This window comes from Listeria booriae, from assembly GCF_000766865.1.
GTDB classification, from domain to species: domain Bacteria; phylum Bacillota; class Bacilli; order Lactobacillales; family Listeriaceae; genus Listeria_A; species Listeria_A booriae.
The window spans coordinates 111640-137148 of the sequence record NZ_JNFA01000001.1 but is presented as its reverse complement, the minus strand read 5'-3'; the positions used below and the strand labels follow the sequence as shown (position 1 = coordinate 137148).

22 protein-coding genes are annotated in these 25509 nt (G+C 44.6%); 18 read left to right on the top strand and 4 right to left on the bottom strand.

Annotated features, from left to right (window positions below):
* Positions 1-65: 65 nt before the first annotated feature.
* A complete protein-coding gene (locus EP57_RS00570) occupies positions 66-485 on the bottom strand; it encodes an arsenate reductase/protein-tyrosine-phosphatase family protein (protein ID WP_036083146.1) in 420 nt (139 codons plus the stop codon).
* 358 nt (positions 486-843) lie between these two features.
* Between EP57_RS00570 and EP57_RS00565 the strand changes: the two genes are divergently transcribed.
* From EP57_RS00565 to EP57_RS00550, 4 genes are all read left to right on the top strand, one after another.
* A complete protein-coding gene (locus EP57_RS00565; protein ID WP_036083138.1) occupies positions 844-2982 on the top strand; it encodes a transglycosylase domain-containing protein in 2139 nt (712 codons plus the stop codon).
* Between the two features lie 92 nt (positions 2983-3074).
* On the top strand, positions 3075-4436 hold the full coding sequence (fumC, locus tag EP57_RS00560; protein WP_036083137.1) for a class II fumarate hydratase: 1362 nt from the start codon (positions 3075-3077) through the stop codon (positions 4434-4436).
* 100 nt (positions 4437-4536) lie between these two features.
* Positions 4537-5670 carry a DUF445 domain-containing protein gene (locus tag EP57_RS00555; protein ID WP_052167451.1) on the top strand — a complete coding sequence of 378 codons (1134 nt, stop codon included), beginning with the start codon at positions 4537-4539 and terminating at the stop codon, positions 5668-5670.
* A gap of 72 nt (positions 5671-5742) precedes the next feature.
* The gene (locus tag EP57_RS00550; RefSeq protein WP_036083135.1) at positions 5743-6096 is read left to right on the top strand and encodes a YlbF/YmcA family competence regulator; all 354 of its coding nucleotides are present in this window, start codon (positions 5743-5745) and stop codon (positions 6094-6096) included.
* A 42-nt stretch (positions 6097-6138) separates the two neighbouring features.
* On the opposite strand, the gene EP57_RS00545 is transcribed toward EP57_RS00550, so the two are convergent.
* Entirely contained in the window at positions 6139-6582 is a 444-nt protein-coding gene (locus EP57_RS00545; protein WP_052167450.1) for an NUDIX domain-containing protein, read from the bottom strand.
* Positions 6583-6749: 167 nt separating this feature from the next.
* On the opposite strand from EP57_RS00545, the gene EP57_RS00540 reads away from it, so the two are divergent.
* The 6 genes from EP57_RS00540 to EP57_RS00515 all read left to right on the top strand — a co-directional run bounded on the left by EP57_RS00540 (position 6750) and on the right by EP57_RS00515 (position 14517).
* Entirely contained in the window at positions 6750-7988 is a 1239-nt protein-coding gene (locus tag EP57_RS00540) for a metallophosphoesterase family protein (protein WP_036083133.1), read from the top strand.
* A complete protein-coding gene (locus tag EP57_RS00535; protein WP_036083131.1) occupies positions 7985-10792 on the top strand; it encodes an ATP-binding protein in 2808 nt (935 codons plus the stop codon). Before EP57_RS00540 ends, EP57_RS00535 begins: the two co-directional genes overlap by 4 nt.
* A 51-nt stretch (positions 10793-10843) precedes the next feature.
* Positions 10844-11782, top strand: a complete 939-nt coding sequence (yhaM, locus tag EP57_RS00530) for a 3'-5' exoribonuclease YhaM (protein WP_036083197.1) — start codon at positions 10844-10846, stop codon at positions 11780-11782.
* A 121-nt stretch (positions 11783-11903) separates the two neighbouring features.
* The gene (locus tag EP57_RS00525) at positions 11904-12722 is read left to right on the top strand and encodes an ABC transporter permease (RefSeq protein ID WP_052167449.1); all 819 of its coding nucleotides are present in this window, start codon (positions 11904-11906) and stop codon (positions 12720-12722) included.
* A gap of 4 nt (positions 12723-12726) precedes the next feature.
* Entirely contained in the window at positions 12727-13524 is a 798-nt protein-coding gene (locus EP57_RS00520) for an ABC transporter permease (RefSeq protein WP_036083129.1), read from the top strand.
* Positions 13525-13542: 18 nt separating this feature from the next.
* Positions 13543-14517, top strand: coding sequence for an ABC transporter ATP-binding protein (locus tag EP57_RS00515; RefSeq protein ID WP_036083127.1), 975 nt, complete (start codon positions 13543-13545; stop codon positions 14515-14517).
* A gap of 36 nt (positions 14518-14553) precedes the next feature.
* Here EP57_RS00515 and EP57_RS00510 read toward each other — a convergent pair whose 3' ends face one another.
* Together EP57_RS00510 and EP57_RS00505 are read right to left on the bottom strand one after the other, a co-directional pair.
* A complete protein-coding gene (locus EP57_RS00510) occupies positions 14554-14943 on the bottom strand; it encodes a tautomerase family protein (protein ID WP_036083126.1) in 390 nt (129 codons plus the stop codon).
* Positions 14944-14956: 13 nt separating this feature from the next.
* Positions 14957-15718: a DeoR/GlpR family DNA-binding transcription regulator gene (locus EP57_RS00505; protein ID WP_036083124.1), complete on the bottom strand. Its 762-nt coding sequence runs from the start codon at positions 15716-15718 to the stop codon at positions 14957-14959.
* A 284-nt stretch (positions 15719-16002) separates the two neighbouring features.
* Between EP57_RS00505 and iolA the strand changes: the two genes are divergently transcribed.
* The 8 genes from iolA to EP57_RS00465 are packed head-to-tail and all read left to right on the top strand — an operon-like array spanning position 16003 to position 25499.
* Positions 16003-17460 (top strand): methylmalonate-semialdehyde dehydrogenase, encoded by a 1458-nt coding sequence (gene iolA / locus EP57_RS00500; RefSeq protein WP_036083123.1) that lies wholly within the window; start codon positions 16003-16005, stop codon positions 17458-17460.
* Positions 17461-17478: 18 nt separating this feature from the next.
* The gene (gene iolB, locus EP57_RS00495; RefSeq protein ID WP_036083121.1) at positions 17479-18288 is read left to right on the top strand and encodes a 5-deoxy-glucuronate isomerase; all 810 of its coding nucleotides are present in this window, start codon (positions 17479-17481) and stop codon (positions 18286-18288) included.
* A gap of 13 nt (positions 18289-18301) precedes the next feature.
* Positions 18302-19279, top strand: a complete 978-nt coding sequence (gene iolC / locus EP57_RS00490; RefSeq protein WP_036083119.1) for a 5-dehydro-2-deoxygluconokinase — start codon at positions 18302-18304, stop codon at positions 19277-19279.
* A gap of 21 nt (positions 19280-19300) precedes the next feature.
* The gene (iolD, locus tag EP57_RS00485; protein WP_036083117.1) at positions 19301-21211 is read left to right on the top strand and encodes a 3D-(3,5/4)-trihydroxycyclohexane-1,2-dione acylhydrolase (decyclizing); all 1911 of its coding nucleotides are present in this window, start codon (positions 19301-19303) and stop codon (positions 21209-21211) included.
* A gap of 19 nt (positions 21212-21230) precedes the next feature.
* A complete protein-coding gene (gene iolE, locus EP57_RS00480) occupies positions 21231-22136 on the top strand; it encodes a myo-inosose-2 dehydratase (RefSeq protein ID WP_036083115.1) in 906 nt (301 codons plus the stop codon).
* Positions 22137-22168: 32 nt separating this feature from the next.
* The gene (locus tag EP57_RS00475) at positions 22169-23569 is read left to right on the top strand and encodes a sugar porter family MFS transporter (protein WP_036083193.1); all 1401 of its coding nucleotides are present in this window, start codon (positions 22169-22171) and stop codon (positions 23567-23569) included.
* 33 nt (positions 23570-23602) lie between these two features.
* Positions 23603-24646, top strand: coding sequence for a bifunctional inositol 2-dehydrogenase/D-chiro-inositol 1-dehydrogenase (iolG, locus tag EP57_RS00470; RefSeq protein WP_036083113.1), 1044 nt, complete (start codon positions 23603-23605; stop codon positions 24644-24646).
* A complete protein-coding gene (locus EP57_RS00465) occupies positions 24630-25499 on the top strand; it encodes a sugar phosphate isomerase/epimerase family protein (RefSeq protein ID WP_036083112.1) in 870 nt (289 codons plus the stop codon). Before iolG ends, EP57_RS00465 begins: the two co-directional genes overlap by 17 nt.
* Positions 25500-25509 lie beyond the last annotated feature (10 nt).

The window sequence follows — 25509 nt, the reverse complement described above, 5'->3', positions numbered from 1 at the left end:
TTTTTATAATAAAAATCTCGCTAGCAAGACGCATGAAGAACACGTTCACTAGTGAGATACGTAAGCTATAGCAATACTTTCTCTAAACCTTTGACCGATGTAGCTATATTATCACAAACTTCTTGATAATGCGCCCATTTTGCTGGTTCATCGATACTTAGTTCGGGATCTTTAATGTCCCAATACATGATTTTATCTTTTAATTCTGCTGGGAAACCAGGGGCAAGTTCGGAGGCGGAATCATAAATGGTCACAATTAAATCGGCCTCGTTTAATAGTTGTTGGCTGGGGGTTACGGGCATTGTTGTTGGTGGTTCCATCGCGTACTCGTGAAGCGCATCGGCAACAAATGGTGAAGTCTGTGTATGACACCAAGAACCGCTGATAAATTGGGCATCTGTAACAGCTAGCTTCTTCGCCCATGCTTCAGCCATCGAACTGCGAATATGTTTTTGCGATAAAAAGTAAATAAGTCTTTTCTTCATGCTCCAAATCCTTTCTTGCTTCGTTAGACTGAAAAAATGCACCCCATACGCGTTACTTTCATCTGTCTAAAAGAAAGCAGGTAATAACGCCCTTGTGTAAAAACGGCGATGTATATACGATTCAATCATTTGGCCTTTCCCGTTAACACTAGGTAAATACCCCTTCTCCCTAGACAAAAACCTCATTTTAAAAATAAAATTAAAAAGTCGTAAATAATGTTACGAAATTGTGTATAATAACAACAGGAAAAGCAAAATCGGTCTAAAGTTGGTGGCGGAAATAAGACTTTTACCGTAAAATGGGTGTATACAACTGAGTATTACTGACAAAACTATTGTAGAAAGTTAGGAGATATGCGTGGACAAGAAGAACAATACAATCTTAACCTATTTAAAAAGCTTCTTTCTATTTATCAAGAAGTGGCTGGGGGTCGGTTGGAATAAGTTCCGCCGTTTTTGGAAGAATAAGCATATCGGTAAAATAATTATACTTGCCGGCTTGGTTTTTATACTTTTCTTCATAGTATATTTAGTCATTGTGGCGAAATCAGCTGACATCGATGCTTTAAAAAAGGGAATTGAAACGAAGACAGTCATTTATGATAAGGATAATGATAAAGCGGGCGAACTTTCATCTTCTGGTGCTACGTTTGTAAGTATCAAAGACATGTCCCCTAACCTACAAAATGCTGTCATTTCGATTGAAGATAAACGTTTTTATGAACATGGTGGTTTTGACGTGAAAGGTATTTTCCGCTCGGTATGGGGACTTGCCTCGACTGGTGGAATCACAGGTGGTGGTAGTACAATCACGCAGCAAGTAGCAAAGAATGCACTACTAACCCAAGACCAGACTTTTACGCGAAAGGCGAAAGAGTTGTTTATGGCGCGCGAAATTGAGCGAACGTACTCGAAAGACGAGATTTTAGAGATGTATTTAAACACCTCTTATTTCGGAAATAACGAGTGGGGTGTCGAGAACGCGTCGAAGAAATATTTCGGAAAGAGTGCCTCAGAACTGAACATTCCGCAAGCAGCAACAATCGCGGGACTTCTGCAAGCACCATCTGCCTATGACCCGTATTCGCATGCCGAGAAAGCAATAAATAGACGCAATATCGTGCTTGGTGCGATGTACACAAACGGCAAAATAACGAAAGACCAACTAAAAGAATATCAAGCATCCAAAATGGCACTAACGGATAAATCCGATGATCCGGATAATTATCACTATCCTTGGTATACGGACGCAGTTATCAACGAGGCGTTGAAAGTAACCGATTTGACGCAAGATGACATTATGAAACAAGGCTATCAGATTTATACCGAGCTCGATCAGAACTATCAAGCAGCGTTAGAAAGCACGTTTGATAATGAAAGTTTATTCCCATCTAACGCAGCAGACGGCACGCTCGTCCAAGGTGGCGCGGTCTTAATGGATCCAGCATCCGGCGGTGTTCGTGCGCTAGTCGGCGGTCGTGGCAAACACGTTTTCCGTGGCTTTAACCGGGCAACACAAATGAAAGCACAGCCAGGTTCAACGATGAAACCACTGGCAACCTATGTTCCAGCCTTAGAAGCAGGTTGGAAAGTAGACGACATGCTAAAAGATGAGAAGAAAACATATGGCAAATATACACCGACAAACGTTGGTGGCGTGTACCGCGGGGAAGTTCCAATGTACACAGCCGTAGCGAAATCCATCAATGCACCAGCTGTTTGGTTACTTGATCAAATCGGCTTACAAAAAGGTGTCGATTCCGTGAAGCGTTTTGGCATTCAGCTAACAAAAGAAGATGAGTATCTAGGTTTAACACTAGGTGGTTTGCATGAAGGTGTGTCTCCTGTAGATATGGCAACAGCATACGCTACATTTGCAAATGACGGCAAGAAACCTGAATCGCACATCATCCGCAAAATCGTAGACCCAACAGGTAAGGTCGTTTACGAAGATGAATCATCGACGAAACAAATCATCTCGAAGAAAGTTTCTACAGATATGACGTCGATGCTAATTGATGTTATTAACAGCGGTGGTACAGGCACGAATGCTGGTGTTTCTGGCTACGAAATGGCTGGTAAGACTGGTTCTACGCAAGTACCTTTTACAACAGACGGTACGAAAGATCAATGGTTTGTTGGTTATACACCAGAACTAGTCGGCTCTGTCTGGATTGGTTTTGACAAAACAGATGAGCAGCATTATTTGAAAACAACGAGTTCTGATGGTGTCGCGGCACTTGCGCATTACGTGATGAAGAGCGGTTTGAAATATCAAAAACCAGTAGATTTCGGAACGAAGAGTGCGTCTGCTAAGACCGAAGAGAAGAAACAAGAAGACAACGCGATTGAACAAACTGGCGATTTCTGGGGTTCTTTGAAAGACTCCGCGAAGGGCGCTGGCGAGACAATCAAGAAAGGCGCTGACAAAGTGAAAGAAGTCGGCGGTCAGATTGCGGATGGGTTCAATAATATATTGGATTCGTTCGGTAGATAAGAATTAGAAAGGCTTGAAGCAGATTGTTGCTTCGAGCCTTTTTTGCTGGTAATCTTATATAGGTGAATACATAGTTGTAAGGGGGAGCAATGATGGAGAGAATTGAACGAGATACGATTGGTGAGATTGCAGTTCCTGGTGACAAGTTCTGGGGCGCGCAAACAGAGCGGAGCAGACAGAATTTTAAAATTGGTGAGGAGAAAATGCCACGGGAAATTATTAAAGCGTTTGCGAGATTGAAAAAGGCGACGGCACGGAGCAATGCGGATTTAGGAAAGCTTGCGAAGGATAAGGCGGAGGCGATTGCGGCTGTGTGTGATCGGATTGTGACGGGGGAACTGGACGGACATTTTCCGCTTGTGGTTTGGCAGACGGGAAGTGGGACGCAGTCGAACATGAATGTGAATGAGGTCGTTGCGTTTGTGGCGGACGCGGATGTGCATCCGAATGATGATGTGAACATGTCGCAAAGCTCGAATGATACGTTTCCGACGGCGATGCATATTGCGGCGTATGAAGTGATTGCGGAAGACTTGATGCCGGAATTGGTGGAGATGCGACGGGTGCTTGGGGAGAAGAAGGAGAAATATTGGCGGATGGTGAAAATTGGCCGGACGCACTTGCAGGACGCGACGCCTTTGACGTTAGGGCAGGAGATTAGCGGTTGGGAAAGCATGATTCGGCACGCGGAGAAATTTATTTTGGAGAGCAGCAATCATTTGTTGGAACTGGCGATTGGTGGAACCGCGGTAGGTACGGGGCTGAATGCGACGGCGGATTTTGGTGAGCGGGTAGCGAAGCATCTGGAGGCAGATACGGGATATGCGTTTCGTTCGGCGGAGAATAAGTTTTATGCGCTGACGAGCCACGGGGAACTGAATTTTGTGCACGGGGCACTGCGTTCTTTGGCGGCTGATTTGATGAAAATAGCGAACGATGTGCGGTTTTTGGCAAGTGGACCGAGAAGTGGGATTGGCGAACTAACGATTCCTGCGAATGAGCCGGGAAGTTCGATTATGCCTGGAAAGGTGAATCCGACGCAATGTGAGGCGTTAACGATGGTTGCGGCGCAAGTGATGGGCAATGATACGACGATAAATGTGGCCGCGAGCCAAGGGAATTTTGAATTGAATGTATATAAGCCTGTGATTATTTATAATTTCTTGCAGTCGGTGCGTTTGCTTGCGGATGGGATGCGGTCGTTCCGGATACATTGTTTGGAAGGCTTGGAAGCGAATGAGGACGCGATGCAGGAGCTGGTGGATCGTTCGCTGATGTTAGTAACTGCGCTGAACCCGCATATTGGTTATGAAAAAGCGGCTAAAATTGCGAAGACGGCATTTGCGGAAGATTTGTCGTTGAAAGAGGCTGCGATTCGTTCGGGATTTGTGACAGCAGAACAATTTGAGGCTTGGATTGATCCGTTAGCGATGACGAATTTGGATGCTAAATAAGGTTCATACTTTAGGCTGAAATTCGGCTAGAAGCATTGTGCAATGCGGAGAAATGCCGTATGATGAATAGCACAATACGAAATATAGAAGGTGACCTTATTTGGCAGGCTGGATGACGATTTTATTTATGGTAATTGTAGGTGCTTTTATCGGTGCAGCGACGAATTTTATTGCGATTCGGATGCTTTTTCGTCCGTTTAAAGCGAAATATATTGGCAAGTGGCGCGTGCCGTTTACGCCAGGTGTGATTCCGAAGCGCCGCGAAGAACTAGCTGAAAAAATTGGCGAAGTTGTCGCGGAGCATTTGCTGACGAATGAGGCGGTACAGGCGAAACTGTCTGAGGAAACGTTACGCGAGGAGTTAATTGACACGGCGAATGATATGGTCCGTGAGAAATTAGCAGTTGAAACAACGCCGAACGAGCTTTTGGCGCAATGGGACATGACGGATTTTGGCAATCAAGTTCCTGAGAAAATGGCAGTGGCTTTGCAAGGTCAACTTGAACAATTTTTTGAAAAGCGGAATGGGCAGTCGGTGAAAACAGTCTTGCCAGAAGTCGTTGATCAGGAGTTGGCTCGGAAAATTCCCGCGATGGCGAACCAAACATTGCAGAAAATTGCTTTGTTTACGGCGAGTGATGCTGGGAAATTGCAAATTAAATTGATGATTGAGCGGATTTTGGCGGAACATGGCAAGGTCGGCGGTATGGTTGGTTTATTTTTAAACAACGATACGTTTGTGACGCGGATGCAAAAGGAAGTCGTGAAGTTTATCGGGAAACCGGAGACGGAGGCAGTTTTGACGGCGTTGGTTATTTCGGAGTGGCAGCAGTTCTCGGAGCGTTTGTTAGTGGATGTGATGCCGCCTGAGAAACAAGCGAAGTTCACGGAACAGGTTGTGGCAGAAGTGATGCGGACGGTGCAACTGGAGAAATGGATGGATACGCCGGTTCAGGACTGGATTCGCCCGTATGAGAAAGATATTTTGGACAAAGTCGTGCCGTTTTTGGTGGATGCTGTATTGGATTTTGCGAAGGAACATAGCGCGGATATTATGAAGCGGCTGGAAATTGGCAAGATGGTGCAGCATCAGATTGAGGCGTTTTCATTGGAGGAAATGGAGCAGATTGTGCTGGACATTTCGGGCAAGGAATTGAAAATGATTACGTATCTTGGTGGTTTTTTAGGCGGTTTCATCGGGATATTGCAAGGAGTTATCGCGATTTTGTTTTAACCTTTGCCCTCGTTCTCAAAATTTGATATAGTGAGGGTGGAAGAAAATTTCGTACACTTGGAGGAACAATAAATGACTGTAAATATTTATGACATTGCAAACGATTTAGAGAAAGGGATTCGTGACACAGAACAATTCACGAATTTAAAACAAGCATACGCGGATGTAAATGCTGATCCAGAAGCAAAAACGAAATTCGATCGTTTCCGTAACGTGCAAGTAACGATTCAAGAAAAGCAAATGACTGGCCAAGAAATCGATCAAGAGACAATTGATTTGGCGCAAGAAGTTGCAGAAGAAGTACAAAGCAATAAAGCGATTGTTAATTTAATGGATAAAGAGCAAGCGATGAGCGTGATTATCAATGATTTGAATCGCATTATCATGACACCGCTACAAGAGCTTTACGATATTAAAGAAGACTAATCAGGAAAAAGCGCTAGACGAAGAGGGAATTCCCTACTTTGTCTAGCGCTTTTCTTTTGCTAAAATCTCGATTGCTTTTAGAGCAGCTGGTGTGGCGTTTTTTTCGGTAAGAAGATGCATCGGAACCCACTGGAAATTGCGTTTTGTATCGGGTTCGGTTTGGAAAATAAGTGGTACTGCTTTTTCTGCGGCGAAGTCAACGTGCATGTAGAAAAGTGCCGTGATATGCTGCAAAATGCGTTTATCTAAGAAAGGATAGCCGACAAGAAAATCGTAGACGCCAAGGTTCGCGGTGATGTCTGGTTTGCCGCCGATTTCTGCGACGTTGCGCTTGAGGCAATCCATGAGCGTTTCGTCATCTAATAGTTTTCCTCCGGGTAAGTCCCATTTTTGTTGGTATGGTTCGGTTTCGCGTTGAATCATTAGTAATTTGCCGTTGTCTTCTGCAACGCCGTAAACGCCGAAGCTACGGTGCCAATTGCCCATTTGTATGACCTCCTAATTTTTGCTGTTATGTTTAGAATAGCATGTTTTGGTACATAATTGGAGGCTTTTTTGAAATTTTGTTCTTTTTGAAGGGGAAATCGTTGTGTTGCAGTGGCTTTCAAGGTATAATAGAACATATATTCGTAATTTAAGGAGGGCTATACGTGATGAGAGAGGTTCGGTTTGTACATATGGCTGATTTGCATTTGGATAGCCCGTTTTTAGGGTTGCGTCATTTGCCAGATTCGGTGTTTGAGAAGTTGAAGAATAGTACGTTTGCTTCTTTGGCGCGAGGAATAGATGTGGCGATTCGTGAGGCTGTTGATTTTGTGATTATTGCTGGGGATATCTATGATGAGGAAGATCAAAGTATTAAGGCGCAAGCCCGATTTTATAAAGAGATGGAGCGGTTGAATCAGGCTGGAATTCCGGTGTATATGATTCATGGAAATCATGATTATGTGGCGAAGTATCGGGACCGGTTGCAGTTACCTGAGAATGTGACGGTTTTTGATACGACGCTTGAAATGTATACGTTTGTGAGTCCGTCGGGCGTTCGTGTGAATCTGTATGGATTTAGTTACGGGGAACGGCATATTCGGGAAGCGATGTATCAGCAGTATAAGCGTCAAGGGGATGCGGATTTTCATATTGGTCTGTTGCATGGTTCGGAAATGACGGGGAACGCGATGCAAGATGTGTATGCGCCGTTTAAGGTTAGCGATATGAAGCAGATGGATTATTGGGCTTTGGGGCATATTCATTTACGGCAAGTTTTGGCAGAGGAGCCCATGATTTATTTCCCGGGAAATATTCAAGGAAGGCATCGTAAGGAGACTGGTGATAAGGGCTTGACGCTTGTGACATTACGGGAGACGGGAGCGGAGTTGACGTTTGTTGAGACAGCGCCAATTATTTGGGAAGAAGCGACACTTGAAATCAGTGAGGACGTGGATTTTTCGAAGTTGTTTCAGTTGTCTTTGCAGGCTGTGAAGGAAGCGGCGCATATGGATAAGTCCGTGTTGCTTGGTTTGCGTTTAGTGGCGCATGTGCCGTTAAGTCTTGATGTGAAGCAGCGGATTGATAGTGGTGAATGGCTGGACATGTTGCAAGAGACGTGGATGGATGAGGCGAATTTTGTTTGGGTGACACGAGTTTCTTATGAGGCGCCTTTGCAGAATGTGGATTGGTTGGCTTCTTCTGGTTTGGAGAACGAGTGGGAGCTTGCGAAGGGGTTGCTGAAGCAAGAAGAGGTATTTTACCAAGCAACGGAGAGTTTGGTGGCAAATGGTGCGGCGAATCGCTTTTTGGAGGATTTGGAAGAGGCGGAACGTGAGGCGCTAGTTGAGGAGTCGGCGGAGTTACTGGAAAATATGCTGGAGCAGTTTAGAGGAGACCTCAAATGAGAATTAGTGGATTAGAAATTATCGGATACGGAAGATGGGAAAATAAGAAAATAACGGATTTGCATGATTTTCAATTAATCTTTGGGCAAAATGAGGCTGGAAAATCCACGATTATGGCGTTTATTCATAGCGTTTTATTTGGATTTCCGACGAAGCAGCAGAGTTTGCCGAGGATGGAGCCGAAGAATAAAGGGGCGTATGGCGGAAAGTTAGAGCTACAAGATGATGTGCGCGGGAAAGTGATTGTGGAGCGTCTTCGTGGAAAGGCAACGGGAGATGTGACGGTTTATTTTGAGGATGGTTCGACTGGCACGGAGAGCGATTTGGAAGAATTGCTTGGTGGCATGGATCGGGCGCGTTTTCAGTCGATTTTTTCTTTTGATATTCATGGGTTGCAAAATGTGCAGAACTTGAAGGAAGTGGATTTTGAACGGTATTTGTTGGCGACGGGGACGATTGGTTCGGATGTGTTGATTCGAGCGGAAGAGCGGTTGCAGAAGCGTTTGGATGAATTGTTTAAGCCGAGTGGGAAGAATCCGCAATTGAACAAGCAGTTGCAAGTGGTGAAGCAGGCGTTTATGACGTATCAAGATGGGAAGCAGCATAATCAGCAATATTTGCGAATTGTGGAGGATTTGGAGAAGGCGAAGCAAGGTGTGACGGATAATCAGGCGCAACGGCAGGAGTTGCAGTTGGCAGTAGAGTTCGGAGAGACTTTGCTTAAAGCTTGGCCGGTGTATGAGGAATGGCGATTTTTGCAGGGGCAGATAGAGCAGCTGGGGAGTTTGGCGTTTCCGGCGAATGGGATTGTGCGTTTGGAACATTTGGAGGCTCGCGAGAAGGAGCTGGATGCGCAGCTGATACAGTGGCAGGAACGCTTAATGCAGTTGATGGAGCAACAAAGAGCGAGTGAATTTTGGAGTGATGCGGATGCTGAGAGTGTAGACGTGTTGCTTGAGACTTGGCCGCTTTTTCAGGAATGGCAGGAGCGGTTGGCAGCGATTGATAAAGAGACGCTTTATTTAGAAGACAAGGAAGCCAAACAGTTTGCGATGCTTGATGCTGTGAAGGTGATTCCTGAGGATGAGACGATTTTGGCGATGCGACTGGATGCTTCTGTGGAACAAGGATTAGCGAAATTGCAGCAGGAGGCAAAGGAACAAGCACAGCAGTTGGCGAATGAGGAGCAGGATCTTGCTTGGAAGAAACGTGAATTGGCGCAGTATCAAGAACAGTGTGAGGATTTGGAGCGGGATTTGTGGCCTTCGGCGAAATATCAGCAGGTGCAACGGCAGGTGGAAGGACGGAATACGCGAGTGAAAGCGCCGATTCCAGTGGTGGCGTTGACGGGAACAGTGGCCTTTGTGCTGGCGCTTATTGTTGCTGGTTTTATGCAAAATATGATTTTGTATGGATTAGCGGGATTGTTATTGATTGGTGCGGTTCTTGCATGGGTTGGTTTTGTTCGTTCGAAAGGGACGCAGAGTTCGACTGATCCGCTGGAGGTTGCGGCTTTTCTTGAACAGAAACAGGCACGTGCTGCGCTTAAGAAGAACTATGACAAAATGGATGATCTGGCGTTTCAGGTGGAGACTTCGGAGCAAAACCGGATGCGATTACGTCAAAATCATGCGGGACTTGAGACGAAATGGCAAAAGTATCGCGAGTTATTTGTTTTACCGCAAGATTTTCCGAGTGAGCGTTTGGAGAGTGCGTTGTTTGCTTGGCGTGAAATTCAGCAAGTGTTGGAGAGTAAACAGAAAGCCTGGCGGGATGCAGAGGTTTTGCGTCATAAGATGACGGAGTGGAGCGCGCGATTGGATGACTTGGTGGAGCGGTTAGGTATGGAGTCGCTTGCGGAGGATGAACAGATTGCAACGCTTAAAATGAAGCAGCGGGCGCGAAAGAATTTTGTGGCGGAAATTGCGAAGTCGCAGGAGAAAGAGGAGCAGTTGCGGAATCAAGTGGCGATTTTGGAACGGGAGAAGGCTGTTCTTGTGAAGGAACGGGCGGATTTGTTGGAAGTCGCGAATGCTGCGGATACGGAGTCTTTTCGAAAGAAAGGGATGCAAGTAGAAGAGCAGCGAGCTTGGCAGGAACGGGTTGTGTTGCTTCGGGCGCAGTTGTCGGATGGTCATCTGGAGGCGCTTCGTGATGTGTCGCAAGAGGCGGATATTAGTGCTGGCGTGTTGGAGAAAAGGAATCGGTTGCGGGCGCTAGATGCGGAGTTAGATGGATATCGCAAGACGATAGCGGAGAAAGAGTTGGCACGCGAGACGTTGGAGGATGGTCAAAGTTTCTCGGATCGGATGCAACATTATTATTTGGAACGCGAAGTTTTTCAGGATATGGCGAAGGAATGGATGCGTGTGAAGTTGGCTAAAGAGATGGTTGGCACGATTATGCGCAAGTTACAGGAAGAGAAGTTGCCGAAAGTGTTGGCGCGCGCGACGCATTTCTTTCAGATGTTATCGAAGGAGAACTATGTGCAGGTGCGGTTTGCGGAGAATCGGTTGCAGGTGGAAAGGCGGGATGGTTTGCGGTTTTTCCCGGAGGAATTGAGTCAGGCGACGAAGGAACAATTATATTTGGCGATTCGGTTTGCGATGATTCAGATGTTACACGGGACACAGCGTTTGCCAATTATTATTGATGATAGTTTTGTGAATTTTGATGAGGAGCGGTTGGAGGAAATTATGTTGTTGTTGCAGGAAATTCGACATGAAAATCAGGTGTTATTTTTTACGTGTCATAAGCAACTTAGTAAATATTTTTCCAAGGAAGCGCAACACATGCTATACTAAAGGAGAAGTTTGAAAGCCAATATTGGATCAGAGAAAGTAGGCGATACGAAGATGGACAAGAAGTTGTTGGATTATGAAGTTGGTGAAGGACTGGATCTGTTTCTGCTAATTAAGTCGAGCACGAGAGGAATTGCGAGTAACGGCAAACCATTCTTATCGTTGGTATTGCAGGATAAATCGGGTGAATTGGAAGCGAAATTATGGGATATTTCGGATAGCGATGAGGAAAGTTATGCAAGCCAAAATATCGTCAATATTGTTGGCGAAGTACAGAATTACCGTGGTAGAAAGCAATTGAAAATTCGTCAAATTAGGCAGTCAACGGGAATTGATGGTGTGAGTATCGGTCAATTCATGGAGACTGCGCCGATTGATAAGAATGAGATGAGCGAAGAGATTACACAATATATTTTCGAGATGCAAAATGCGAATTTACAACGGATTACGCGTTCTCTTTTGAAGAAATATCAGGATGCATTTTTTGATTATCCAGCGGCTGTGCGCCACCATCATGAGTTTGTTTCAGGGCTTAGCTTCCATGTTGTGTCGATGTTGCGACTTGCGAAGGCGATCGCGGATTTATATCCAACCGTGAATCGCGATTTGTTGTACGCGGGTGTTATTTTACATGACCTTGGAAAAGTGATTGAGCTATCAGGCCCGATTTCTACTACATATACGTTGGAGGGCAACTTGATTGGGCATATTTCGATTGTAGTGGAAGAAGTGAGCAAGATGGCGGATGAGCTTGGAATTGATGGAGAAGAAGTGGTGATATTAAAACACGTGCTTTTGAGCCATCATGGGAAAGGTGAATGGGGTAGCCCGAAACCACCGCTTGTGCGTGAAGCGGAAATTTTGCATCAGATTGATTTGATGGATGCAACGATGAATATGATGGATAAAGCGCTTCGTCATACGAAACCGGGCGAGTTTACAGAGCGCGTGTTTGGACTTGATAATCGTGCGTTTTATAATCCGAAGTTTTAATTTAGTGTAAGAGAGCTGTTTATGTTAAAATGATATTCCCCTAAAGTTGGAGTCGTGATTCTAATTTTAGGGGTGTTTCTATCTGCTAAAAATGAAGCGAACTTCTAGGAATGGGGTGCAAATGACATTGAATGTGGTAAAATCGTATTTCTTGCTCCGAACAAAGGTAATTTTAAGTTATAGAATGACAGCGCTTTCTGGTTTTGTGACGCAGATTATTTTTGCGTTGTTTAAAATTTTTATTATGTATGCTTTTATTGCGTCAAATCCGGCTGATTCGCCAATGACACTCGGTGCGACGATAACGTACATATGGATTACGCAAATCTTCTTTTCGATTATTCCGTGGAACGTTAACTGGGATGAAATGAATGCAATTACTTCGGGGAATATTGTGTATGAGCTCACGAAGCCGATTGATTTATTTCCGTTGTTTTTCTCAAAAACGTTGGCTTGGCGGTTTGGCTCAAGTATTGTTCGGGTTGTGCCGATTGTGTTGTTTAATCTTATTGTACTTCCGGTGTTTGGTTTTCAAGAGTATGCGCTGAAAATACCAGATGTGAAGTATGTTTTGTTCTTTTTGTGTAGCATATTTTTGGCGTATATATTGAGCAGTATGATTACGGTATTTCTGTATTCTATCACGCTGTACACGATTGATGCGTCTAATTTTCTTGGGATTATTAATTCTGTTGCTTTTGTGCTTTCAGGGACGATAATTCCACTTGGTTTCTTTCCAGAAATATTTCAAAAAATCCTGATTTTACAGCCGTTTAAAGGTATTATTGATACGCCGGCGATGATTTTTACGCAGCAATATACGGATTTGCAAAGTTTGGGCTTTATGTTGCTTCAAGTGGCTTGGATTGTTATTTTTTATTTTGTGAATCAGCGTGTTTTTAAAATTGGAATGAAAAAAATCGAGATTCAAGGAGGCTAGCTAGATGTCCAGTGTGCAGTTATATTTTAAAATTATCAAAACGCAAATCAAGGCGCAGTTAGAATATCAAACCAATGCGATTCTGGGTTTTGTGAACCAGTTTATTGTTATCTTTTTTGAATTTATTGCGGTTTGGTCTTTGCTAGATCGCTTTGGTGGGATTGACGGCTGGACGTTGGGGGAAGTGTTTTTGACGTATGGGATTGTTAATTTTTCGTTTTCTATGGCGGAGGTTACGATGCGAGGATTTGAGTCGAATATGGCGGCTTTGATACGGAATGGGGACTATGATCGGTATTTGCTCAGGCCGCGAAATACGATTATGCAAATTAGTGCTTTTAGCTTTCAGTTTATTCGATTGGGACGAGCTTTTCAATCGGTTCTTGTTTTGGTGGTGGGGATTTATTTAAATCTTCATGTTTTTGACTTACAAACGGTGTTTTTGCTGATGTTTACGCTAATTGGGGGCATATTATTATATTTGTCGCTGTATATACTTATTGGCATCATGGCGTTCCGATTTCTACAGAACACAGAATTTATGAGTATTTTTATTCAAGGAAGTGTATCCACAATGCAATATCCTAAGACGATATTTCCAAAATGGATTCAAAACTTGTTCACGTACATTCTTCCAGTCACTGCGGTAACTTATTATCCGCTGGCTACGATTTTTTCTAAAACTACTGGTACCCAGTACATAGCGGGATATTTTTCTCCAGCTGTCTGTTTTATTTTGTTCGGCATTGTTGTTTTACTATTTCATCGGGTGGAGAGACGGTATATTTCAAGTGGGAGTTAGGATAAGGAGGGATTTGTGATGGCTTTTATTTCAGTCAGGAATTTAAGTAAGGACTATAAAATTTACAAAAGTGAAGGCAATACGTTTCTCAATTTATTTAAAAAGAGGGATTACAAGGTCGTTCATGCTGTGAAAAATTTAAGTTTTGACGTAAAGAAGGGCGATATTATTGGTTATATCGGGCCAAATGGTGCTGGGAAAAGTACGACGATTAAGTTGCTAGCTGGTATTTTATATCCTGATAGCGGTACGTGTATTGTGGATGAGAAAAGTCCGTGGGTGGATCGGAAGAAATATGTGAAGGACATCGGGGTCATGTTTGGGCAAAGGTCGCAGTTAACATGGGATTTACCAGTGAAGGATTCGTACGATTTGCTGCGGGATATATACAATTTGACGGAAGCGGTTTATGCGCGAACGCTTGCTAATTTGGTGAAGAAATTAAATTTAGAGGAGTTGCTTCACGTTCCTGTTAGGCAATTGAGTTTAGGACAAAAGGTTAGATGTGAATTAGTTGCTACATTTCTTCATGAACCAAAGTTAGTTTTTCTGGATGAGCCGACGATTGGGATTGATATTGAGATGAAGCGGGAATTTCACAAATTTGTGAAGGAGATTAATCAGGAGTTAGGCACGACAATATTTATTACGACGCATGATTTGGATGATATAAAATCATTGTGCAACCGCCTACTAATCATAAATAAAGGAGAAATCTTTTTTAACGGGACATTGGAGGAATTGTTTACGGAATTTTATATTGAAGAAAAGATTTTTGTGGAATTACTGGCGGGGACGGCGTATCGTTTACCGGAAAATGTGAGAATTATCGAGAAAGAGGGGAATCGGCTTGTTGTTAGCGTTAGCGAGAAAGGTATGACGGGGAAAATGATAAAAGAAATTGTGCAAAACAACGCGGTCGTCAATATTTATCCAGAGCAAAATAAAATTGAGGATATCATTCTAGACATCTACGCACAAATGAAAAAATAAAAAAGGGATGGTGTGATTTCACGCCATCCTCAAACTTTATAATTTCCCATTCAAAAACTGCGCTTCACCTAACCCAAAACTCCAATCAGCATCAGTGTTTTCCGTAATTGAAATCATAAAATCTGTCGATGCGATGCCACAATTGGCGGCCAAACGTTCAGCTGTAAGGGAATACAAGCGTTGTTTTTGCTCGGGGGTGCGTTCTTTGCTAACAATACTAAGTAGAACGAATTGGTCAGTTCGTGGAAAGCCGAGTCCGGTGTCTTCGATGATCATTTCGTATGGTTCGTGTTGGTGTACGACTTGGTAGCGGTCGCTTGCTGGGACGTCGAATGCTTCAACCATGGCTTCGTGCGCTGTGTCTACGAGTTTTTTTACTTCTTCGGGTGTTCGTCCTTTGATGATGTCGAATCGTAATAAGGGCATGGAAATAACTCCTTTATAGTAGATTTGGGTCGGCAATCGTGATGTTGTTTTCGGTGCAAAATGTGGTGTATTCATCGCTGAGCGGTTGTTCGGTAACGATGGTGGAGACGTCTTTTAGTGGACAATAGGTAAGTAAGGTTGACTTATTATACTTCGAGTGATCGGCGAGCAGAAAAACATCTTCGGCTTTGGCTACGATGCGCTTCTTAATTTCGTACTCGAGTAAGTCGGAATTCGTTAAGCCGTGCGAAATCGAGACACCAGTTGCTGCCATGAAGGCTTTGTTTACGTTGTATTTGTCAATCGTGTTGGAGTCGTCTGTGCCGACAAAGGACTTCGTGTTGCGCTTGTAGTTGTTGCCAATAATAATCAATGTAATGTTCTCCATCAGCGCCGCGCCATTAATAATATCCAAACTATTCGTCAAAAGCGTTAAATTTATATTCTTCGGTAAAAATTCGATAATGTTACGTGTCGTTGTTCCTGAATCAATAAAAATAATTTCGTCTTCTTCAATAAAAGTGGCTGCAATCTGCCCAATTGTGCGTTTTTCTTCTTGATTGGCGTGATCGCGGTTCTCAAAAGGGACAAGACGGTCTGTTACGCTTCGTACGCCGCCGTAGACTTTTTGAATGGTGCCTTTTTCGAGAATTTTGGTAATATCACGACGAATCGTATTTTTGGAAACTTGGAAGTGGTCGCATAATTCGTCTAGTGATGCGGTGCCTTTTTCGTGAATGAATTCCTCCACAAGTTGTAGTCGTTTCTCCTTCATAAAACATTCTCCTATCCATCGATATCTTGCCTAAATCTTAACATATATCCAAGAGTTAATCAACATATAACAATTTTGAGCCTTGAATGGGCTTTTTTTGTGCTTTTTGAGCCGTTTTAGAGTAGGTTTGAGAAAAAGATGGTGTTTTTATGATTGACATTTACTCATCGAAGCGATAGAATGTAATCAAGATATTACCAAGAGGTGACTGAATGACGGTTATCTTTAGGTTATATGCGTCTTTTGAAATAGTGAAAGCGTTTATATATGAAGGAGGAGCTAGAATGGTAAGAAAGCTGAGAAACTTTATCGATGGGAAATGGGTGGATAGTGCGACGACGGTTTATGAGGATGTGTATAATCCAGCAACGAAGGAAGTTGTGGCGCAGGTGCCGATTTCGACGCGTGCGGATTTTGATTATGCGGCAAGTGTTGCGGCGAAAGCTTTTCAGAAATGGCGAGATGTGGCGGTGCCGAGACGGGCGCGGATTTTATTTAATTATCAACAATTGTTACTGAAAAATAAAGAGGAATTGGCGCGTTTGATTACGATTGAGAATGGAAAGAACTTGACGGAAGCGCTTGGTGAGGTGCAGCGCGGGATTGAGAATGTGGAATTTGCGGCTGGGGCGCCGACTTTGATGATGGGGGATTCGCTGGCTTCGATTGCAACGGATGTCGAGGCGACGAATTACCGCTACCCGATTGGTGTTGTTGGCGGGATTGCGCCGTTTAATTTTCCGATGATGGTGCCTTGTTGGATGTTCCCGATGGCGATTGCGCTTGGAAACACGTTTATTTTGAAGCCTTCGGAACGGACGCCGCTTTTGACGGAGAAAATTGTGGAGCTGTTTACGGAAGCGGGATTGCCTGATGGTGTTTTCAATGTCGTTTATGGTGCGCATGATGTGGTGAATGGCATTTTGGAGAATCCGGAAATTAAAGCGGTTTCGTTTGTTGGTTCTAAACCGGTCGGCGAATATGTTTTCAAAAAAGGAAGCGAGAATTTGAAGCGGGTGCAGGCTTTGACGGGAGCGAAAAACCATACGATTGTGCTTGCTGATGCGAACCTGGATGATGCGCTAACGAATATTATTGCGGCGGCCTTTGGTTCTGCGGGTGAGCGGTGTATGGCTTGTGCGGTCGTGACGGTGGAAGAGGCGATTGCGGATGAATTTATCGCGAAATTAAAAGAGCGTGCGAGTCAGATTAAGATTGGAAACGGCTTGGATGATGGCGTCTTTTTAGGACCGGTGATTCGGGCGGAGAACAAGGAGCGAACGCTTGCTTATATCGACAAAGGAATCGCAGAAGGCGCCAATTTGGTGTACGATGGACGTAGTGCTGCGTTGGATGATGGTTATTTTGTGGGACCGACGATTTTTGATGGTGTGACAACGGATATGACGATTTGGAAAGATGAGATTTTTGCGCCGGTATTATCGGTGATTCGTGTGAAAAACTTGAAAGAAGGGGTTGAAATTGCGAATCAGTCGGAATTTGCGAATGGGGCGTGTCTATTTTCCACAAATGCGTCGGCTATTCGATATTTCCGTGAGAATATTGATGCGGGAATGCTTGGCGTGAATCTTGGTGTACCTGCTCCGATGGCGTTCTTCCCGTTTTCTGGGTGGAAGTCTTCGTTCTACGGGACGCTTCACGCGAATGGCAAGGATAGCGTGGATTTCTATACGCGTAAAAAAGTCGTCACAGCGCGCTATCCAAAACCGAATTTTGAGTAAGAAGGAGATGTAACTGGAATGGGAAAACTACTGCAAAAACCAAAAGTGACGGAAAAAATCGTGCAGGAAGTAGCGATTGGTGGGGATTCTCCGCTGAAATATGTGGCTTTTAAAATGGTAGATTTGAAAAAAGGAGACGTCTATGAGGAAGTGCTGGGCAAGTTGGAAGTATGTGTCGTGGCGCTTACGGGGCGGATTACGGTAACGGATTTTTCGCAGACATTTATGAATATTGGACGTCGGGCTAGTGTTTTTGAAAAGATTCCGACAGATAGTGTGTATATTTCAAATGATACTTCTTTTCGGGTGATGGCGGAGTCGGATGGGGTGCGTGTGGCGTTGTGTTATGCGCCTTCTGATAATAAGTTGCCGACTGTACTGATTTCTGCGGAGGACAACTCGACGGAACAGCGTGGGAAATATAGTAATCAGCGGATGGTGCATAATATTTTGCCTGATTCTGTAGATACGGCGAACAGTTTGTTGGTTGTGGAAGTGTATACGGAGGGCGGTAATTGGTCGAGTTATCCGCCGCATAAGCATGATCAGGAGAATTTGCCGGCGGAATCGTATTTGGAAGAATCGTATTATCATGAGATGAATCCGGAGCAAGGTTTTGTTTTTCAGCGGGTCTATACGGACGATCGGTCGATTGATGAGACGATGACGGTGGAAAATCGGGATGTTGTGCTTGTTCCGGCGGGCTATCATCCGGTTGGCGTGCCTGATGGCTATACGTCTTATTATTTGAATGTGATGGCTGGGCCAGTGCGGACTTGGAATTTTCATAATGATCCGGCGCACGAGTGGATTTTAAATCGAAAATGAGGAGCGAGAGAAAATGAAGTATGTCTTTAATGAAACGAAGAAATATGATGCGATTGCTGTTGGGCGCGCGTGCATTGACTTGAATGCGGTGGAATATAATCGCCCGATGGAAGACACGATGACGTTTTCAAAATATGTTGGTGGATCTCCTGCGAATATCGCGATTGGGATGTCGAAACTGGGCCTGAATGTTGGTTTTATCGGCAAAATTCCTGATGATCAACATGGCCGTTTTATTACGAACTATATGAAAAATGTGGGCGTGGATACGTCGGAAATGATTGTCGATACGGAAGGCCACAAAACCGGGCTTGCTTTTACGGAAATTAAAAGTCCTGAGGAATGCAGTATTTTGATGTATCGTGATCAGGTGGCGGATCTTTATTTGCAACCAGACGAGATTAACGAAGCTTATTTGAAAGAGACGAAAGCGTTGGTTATTTCTGGGACGGCGCTAGCGCAAAGCCCGTCGCGGGAAGCGATTTTAAAAGCGGTGCAGCTTGCGCATAAGCATGATGTGACGATTGTTTTTGAATTGGATTACCGGCCGTATACGTGGAAATCGACGGAGGAGACGGCGGTTTATTATCGGTTGGTGGCGGAGCAGGCGAATATCGTGATTGGTACGCGTGATGAGTTTGATATGTTGGAAAATCAGGCTGGTGGTGAGAATGATGCGACGGTGGCGGCTTTGTTTGCGCACACGCCGGATTTGATTGTCATTAAGCACGGTGTGGAAGGTTCGTATGCGTATGCGAAATCAGGCGAAGTTTTCCGCGGTAAAGCGTATATGACGAAGGTTTTAAAAACTTTTGGGGCTGGTGATTCTTATGCTTCGGCGTTCTTGTATGCGCTCTTAAAAGGTGAGACAATTGAGACGGCGCTGAAATTCGGAAGTGCTTCGGCATCGATTGTGGTCAGCAAACACAGTTCTTCTGAGGCGATGCCAACTGTTGCAGAAATTGAACATCTAATTGCAGCACAAGTTTAAAAAGAGAAGGTGGAGTGAACGATGGGAACGATTCGCCTAACGACGGCACAAGCATTAATCAAGTTTTTAAATCAGCAATATGTAGCGATTGATGGGCATATTACGCCATTTGTTGCGGGATTATTTAACGTTTTTGGTCACGGAAATGTGGTTGGAATCGGGCAAGCTTTGGAAGAGGACGCAGGGCATTTAAACGTCATTCAAGGCAAAAATGAGCAGGGCATGGCGCACGCGGCGATTGCTTTTGCGAAACAGAATTTACGGAAGCAGATTTACGCGGTTTCGACTTCGGCAGGACCTGGTGCGGCGAATTTAGTGGCGGCGGCTGGGACGGCGTTTGCGAATAATATTCCGGTACTGCTTTTGCCAGCGGATACGTTTGCGACGCGGCAACCTGATCCGGTTTTGCAACAATTGGAGCAGGATTACAGTGCGGCGGTGACGACGAACGATGCTTTGAAACCAGTTTCGCGATATTGGGATCGGATTACGCGTCCGGAGCAGTTGATGAGCAGCTTGTTGCGAGCTTTTGAAGTGATGACAAATCCTGCAACGGCGGGGCCTGCGACGGTTTGTATTTCGCAAGATACGGAAGGCGAGGCGTATGATTTTGATGAGGCTTTTTTTGAGAAGCGGATTCATTATATCGATCGCAAATTGCCGACGGAACGCGAGTTAGATGGCGCGGTGGAACGGATTACGGAAAGTAAGCGCCCAGTTATTATTGTTGGCGGCGGCGCGCGTTATTCGGAGGCTCGGGAAGCTTTGATGGCGATTTCAGAACGGCACAACATCCCGCTTGTTGAGACGCATGCTGGGAAGTCGACGGTGGAATTTCAATTCAAAAATAACCTTGGCGGAACGGGGATTCTAGGAACGAGTGCGGCGAATGCAGTGATTCGTAATGCGGATTTGGTTATCGGCATCGGCACGCGGTACACGGATTTTACAACGTCGTCCAAAACGGCATTCAATTGGGAGGAGACGCGATTTTTAAACATTAATGTTAGTCGTCCGCAAGCCTATAAACTAGACGCTTTCCAAGTAGTTGCGGATGCAAGAGCAACGCTAGAACTTCTAGCGGACCGTCTTGATGATTACAAAACGGCTTACGGTTCCGAGTTGGAGCGACTAAAAGCAGAATGGCTGACAGAGCGCGAGCGTTTGGCGAATGTGACGTTTGACCGGACTAATTTTGATCCGGAAATTAAGGGGCAGTTTACCCAAGAAATTTTCAATGAGTATGCGGAGGCGCTAAACACGGAATTATCGCAAACAGCGGCCTTTTTAGCAATCAATGATGTCGTTGCCGAAGATAGTATCGTTGTTGGGGCGGCGGGCTCGTTACCAGGCGATTTACAGCGACTTTGGAATCCGGCTGTGCCAAACACGTATCATTTAGAATACGGTTATTCCTGCATGGGCTACGAGATTTCAGGTTCCCTCGGTGCAAAACTGGCGGCGCCAAACCAAGAAGTTTATGCGATGGCTGGTGATGGTAGTTTCCTAATGCTGCATTCGGAGTTCATTACCGCACTGCAATACAACCATAAAATTAATATTTTACTATTCGACAATTCTGGTTTTGGCTGCATTAATAACTTGCAAATGGAACACGGGAGCGACAGTTATTTCTGCGAATTCAGAACGGCGGATAACCAAATTATGAACATCGATTACGCCAAAGTAGCAGAAGGATACGGCGCGAAAACCTACCGTGCCAACACGATTCCAGAATTAAAAGCAGCATTAGAAGACGCCAAAAAACAACAAGTTTCCACACTTATCGAAATGAAGGTATTACCAAAAACAATGTCTGACGGTTACGAAGCATGGTGGCATGTCGGCGTATCAGAGGTTTCCGCAAAAGCAAGTATTCAAAAAGCGCATGAAGCAATCGTAAACAAATTGGAGAGAGCTAGAAAATACTAAACATAGGGGGTATTTGATTATGAGTTCTACTACTATTTCATGGGGGATTGCACCAATTGGCTGGCGTAACGATGATATACCAGAAATCGGCGCCGGAAACACGCTCCAGCATTTACTTAGCGACATTGTTGTTGCTGGTTTTGCGGGAACGGAGGTTGGTGGCTTTTTCCCAGATGCCAAAACGCTGAATAAGGAACTCGCGCTTCGCAATTTAAGAATCGCAGGGCAATGGTTTAGCAGTTTTATTATTCGAGATGGAATCGAGGCGTCTAAACAAGCATTTCGGGAGCACTGCGCGTATTTACACGAAGTGAACGCCGACGTCGCGGTTGTTTCTGAACAGACCTACAGTATTCAAGGCACGACGAAAAATGTCTTCACAGAAAAACCGAAATTCACAGCGCAGGAGTGGGAGCTTTTGTGTGACGGGTTGAATCAGCTTGGCGTGATTGCTGCGGAATTTGATTTGAAATTAGTGTACCATCACCATTTAGGAACGGGAGTTGAGACACTAGCTGAGGTAGACCGCTTAATGACGGGGACAAACCAGGCTCATGTTCACTTGTTGTACGACACAGGTCATATTTTTGTGGCAGAAGGTGAATATATGCCGTTGCTTGAAAAACATATACACCGCATTGCGCATGTTCATTTTAAAGATGTTCGTAAAGACGTGATGGAGACGTGCAAACAAGAAGGGCTCTCCTTTTTGCAATCGTTTTTAAAAGGGATGTTTACCGTTCCTAGCGATGGTTGCATTGATTTCACAAAAGTATATGAGCAACTGTTGGCGCATGATTATCAAGGTTGGATTGTTATCGAGGCCGAGCAAGATCCGGCGCTTGCCAATCCATTGGAATACGCTTTAATGGTTAGAAAATATATAGATGAAAACTTACTACACGTAGGGGAGCGATTGGTATGAAGCAGGTAGAGCCAGACGGGACAGAGTTAGTGATGGAAAGCACGCCAGCCAGCAAGCGAACGCCAAAAGCTTATTTACGTTTAATTGCAATCATTTCGACGTTCGGTGGTTTGCTTTTTGGGTATGATACGGGGGTTATTAACGGGGCACTTCCTTACATGTCTAAAGCAGGGCAACTGAACTTAACGCCAGCCGGAGAAGGCATTGTCGCCAGTTCCTTATTATTCGGAGCTGCATTTGGAGCCGTGTTCGGTGGAAGGTTATCGGATCGTAACGGTCGCCGCAAAAATTTGTTAATGCTAGCAGTTGTTTTTTTCGTGGCAACGCTTGGTTGTACATTTGCGCCAAACATGGCTGTCATGGTAGTTTTTCGTGTTATTTTAGGGCTTGCAGTCGGCGGTGCTTCGGTTACAGTACCGACATACTTAGCAGAAATGTCACCAACGGAAAGACGCGGCCGAATGGTGACACAAAATGAATTAATGATCGTAACGGGGCAATTATTAGCCTTCACATTCAACGCCATCATCGGCACAACACTCGGCGAAGATGGCAACGTTTGGCGCTACATGCTCGTGATTGCGACGATTCCAGCTGTCGTTCTATGGTTCGGCATGTTTATCTTACCAGAAAGCCCACGCTGGCTCGCTTCTAAAGGCAAAATTGGCGATGCGTTACGTGTGTTACAACAAATCCGTGAGCAAAATGTAGCAGAGGCAGAACTAACTGAAATAAAAGATAATATTACCGCAGAAGCAGCGCTCGACAAAGCGACATTTAAAGACTTAAGTGTCAAATGGGTACGGCGAATCTTGTTTATCGGTCTTGGCATAGCGGTTGTCCAGCAAATCACTGGCGTTAACTCGATTATGTATTACGGCACAGAAATATTGCGCGACGCAGGATTTGGAACCGAAGCGGCTTTAATCGGAAATATTGCAAACGGTGTCATTTCAGTGCTCGCCACATTCGTCGGCATCTACTTACTCGGAAAAATAGGACGGCGACCGATGTTGATTACCGGGTTAATCGGAACGACAAGTGCGCTACTTTTAATCGGGATTTTATCGATGTTGCTCCAAGGAACCGAAGCATTGCCATATGTTGTGTTAAGTTTAACCGTTACTTTTTTAGCTTTCCAACAAGGCGCGATTTCACCGGTTACTTGGTTGATGTTATCCGAAATTTTTCCGCAAAGATTGCGCGGAATCGGCATGGGAACGACGGTATTTTGCCTATGGATTACGAATTTTCTTGTAGGATTTTCATTCCCTATTTTGCTCGCGCATGTTGGTTTATCGATCACATTTTTCATGTTCGCGGTGCTCGGTGTTTTTGCGATTCTATTCGTTAAAAAATACTTACCAGAAACAAAAGGCCACTCGCTAGAACAGATTGAGTATTACTTCCGAAATTATATGAAGTTCAAATAAATGTAAGCGTTATAAAACAAGGAGGAATTGACAATGAATTTACGATTTGGAGTTATTGGAACAGGTGCGATTGGACGGGAACATATTAAACGGATTAGCCAAACATTGGCAGGCGCAGAAGTCGTTGCGGTAACAGACGTTAACCAAGAGGCCGCAAAACAAGTCGTGGCTGATTTCAAGCTAAACGCGAACGTGTATCCAGATGACAAAGCGCTCATTGCTGCCGAAGAGGTCGACGCTATCCTTGTTTCTAGTTGGGGCCCAGCCCATGAAGCAAGCGTACTCGCAGGAATCGAAGCTGGAAAATATATTTTCTGTGAAAAACCATTGGCTACAACGGCAGAAGGTGCACGTCGCATTGTGGACGCCGAAATCAAACATGGCAAACGCTTGGTACAAGTGGGTTTTATGCGCCGTTACGATCATGGTTACGTCAAATTAAAAGAAGCGATTGAAACCGGAGCAATCGGTGAGCCGCTCATGATTCACGCTGCCCATCGCAATCCGACCGTTCCAGAAACCTACTCCACAGACATGGCAATCACAGATACGCTGATTCATGAAATTGACGCCTTGCACTGGCTTGTAAACGACGATTATGAAAGCGTTCAAGTCATCTATCCAAAGAAAACGAAAAACGCACTGCCACACCTTCGCGATCCACAACTCGTGATTATCGAAACGAAAGGCGGTATTTCCATTACTGTAGAAATTTTCGTGAATTGTCGTTACGGCTATGATATTCAATGCGAAGTCGTTGGCGAAGAAGGTATCGTGAAGCTTCCTGAGTTCTCCAACATCGTCACACGCAAAAGCGGCAAGCTCAGCCAAGATATCCTAATGGATTGGAAAGACCGTTTCATCGACGCCTACGATATCGAAATTCAAGATTTCATCGATTCTATTAGCAAAACGGGCGAACCAAAAGGCCCAACATCGTGGGACGGCTATATTGCTTCCGTAACCGCCGCAGCATGTGTCAAAGCCCAAGAATCCGGCGTAACCGAAACAATCGAATTAGACGAACGACCAACATTCTACGAAGAAGGAGCGAAAACCAATGAAGTTAGCGCTTGATCCCAGCATGTTTCGCGACAATATGAGTCTCGAACAAATGATTTACAAAACCGCCGAACTAGGCTACAAATACATCGAACTCAGCCCGCGCGAGGACTTTTGCCCATTTTACAAATATCCTAAAGTCGATAAGGCAAAAATTAAACTCGTGAAAAAATGCTTGCGCGACACGGGGCTTGAAATTTCGTCCTTGTTGCCGTTATACAATTGGGCTGGCCCTGACGAAGACCGCCGCGTGGCAGCTGTTCGCAATTGGAAGCGAGCCATCGAAATCGCCGTCGAACTGGACGTCGACCTTATGAACAGCGAATTCAGCGGCACTAAATATAATCCGGTTGTCTGCGAAGAGAAGTTCGTCAAATCGATGGATGAACTCATGCCAGTTTTCGAAAAAGAAGGCGTGCGTCTGAATTTGCAGGCCCACCCGCTGGATTTTATTGAAACAAATACTGGCGCCATCGATATGATTCGCGCGCTCGATAAAGATTGGATTAAACTCGTTTACTCGACGGCGCACACGTTCTTTTACGACGACGGAATCGGTGACGTTGGCAAAATGCTAGACGAAGCGGGCGATTTACTCGATCATGTCTTGTTCGCCGATACATTTAATCACAAAGCTGCGTATGGCTTGCGTTACATCGTTAACCCACCAGACGCCGAAGTGACGATTCACCAACATTTGAATATCGGAGAAGGCGAAGTCGATTTTGATACCATTTTTCGCAAAATGCGCGAGATGAAATTTGACGGAATTGCAACAAATGCCGTTTTTGCTTGGGTAGATAAAGCTGAGGAATCCAGTAATTTCATGCTCCAAACAATGAAAAAAGGGCTCGGCCTGAACGAATAAAGAAAAGAGG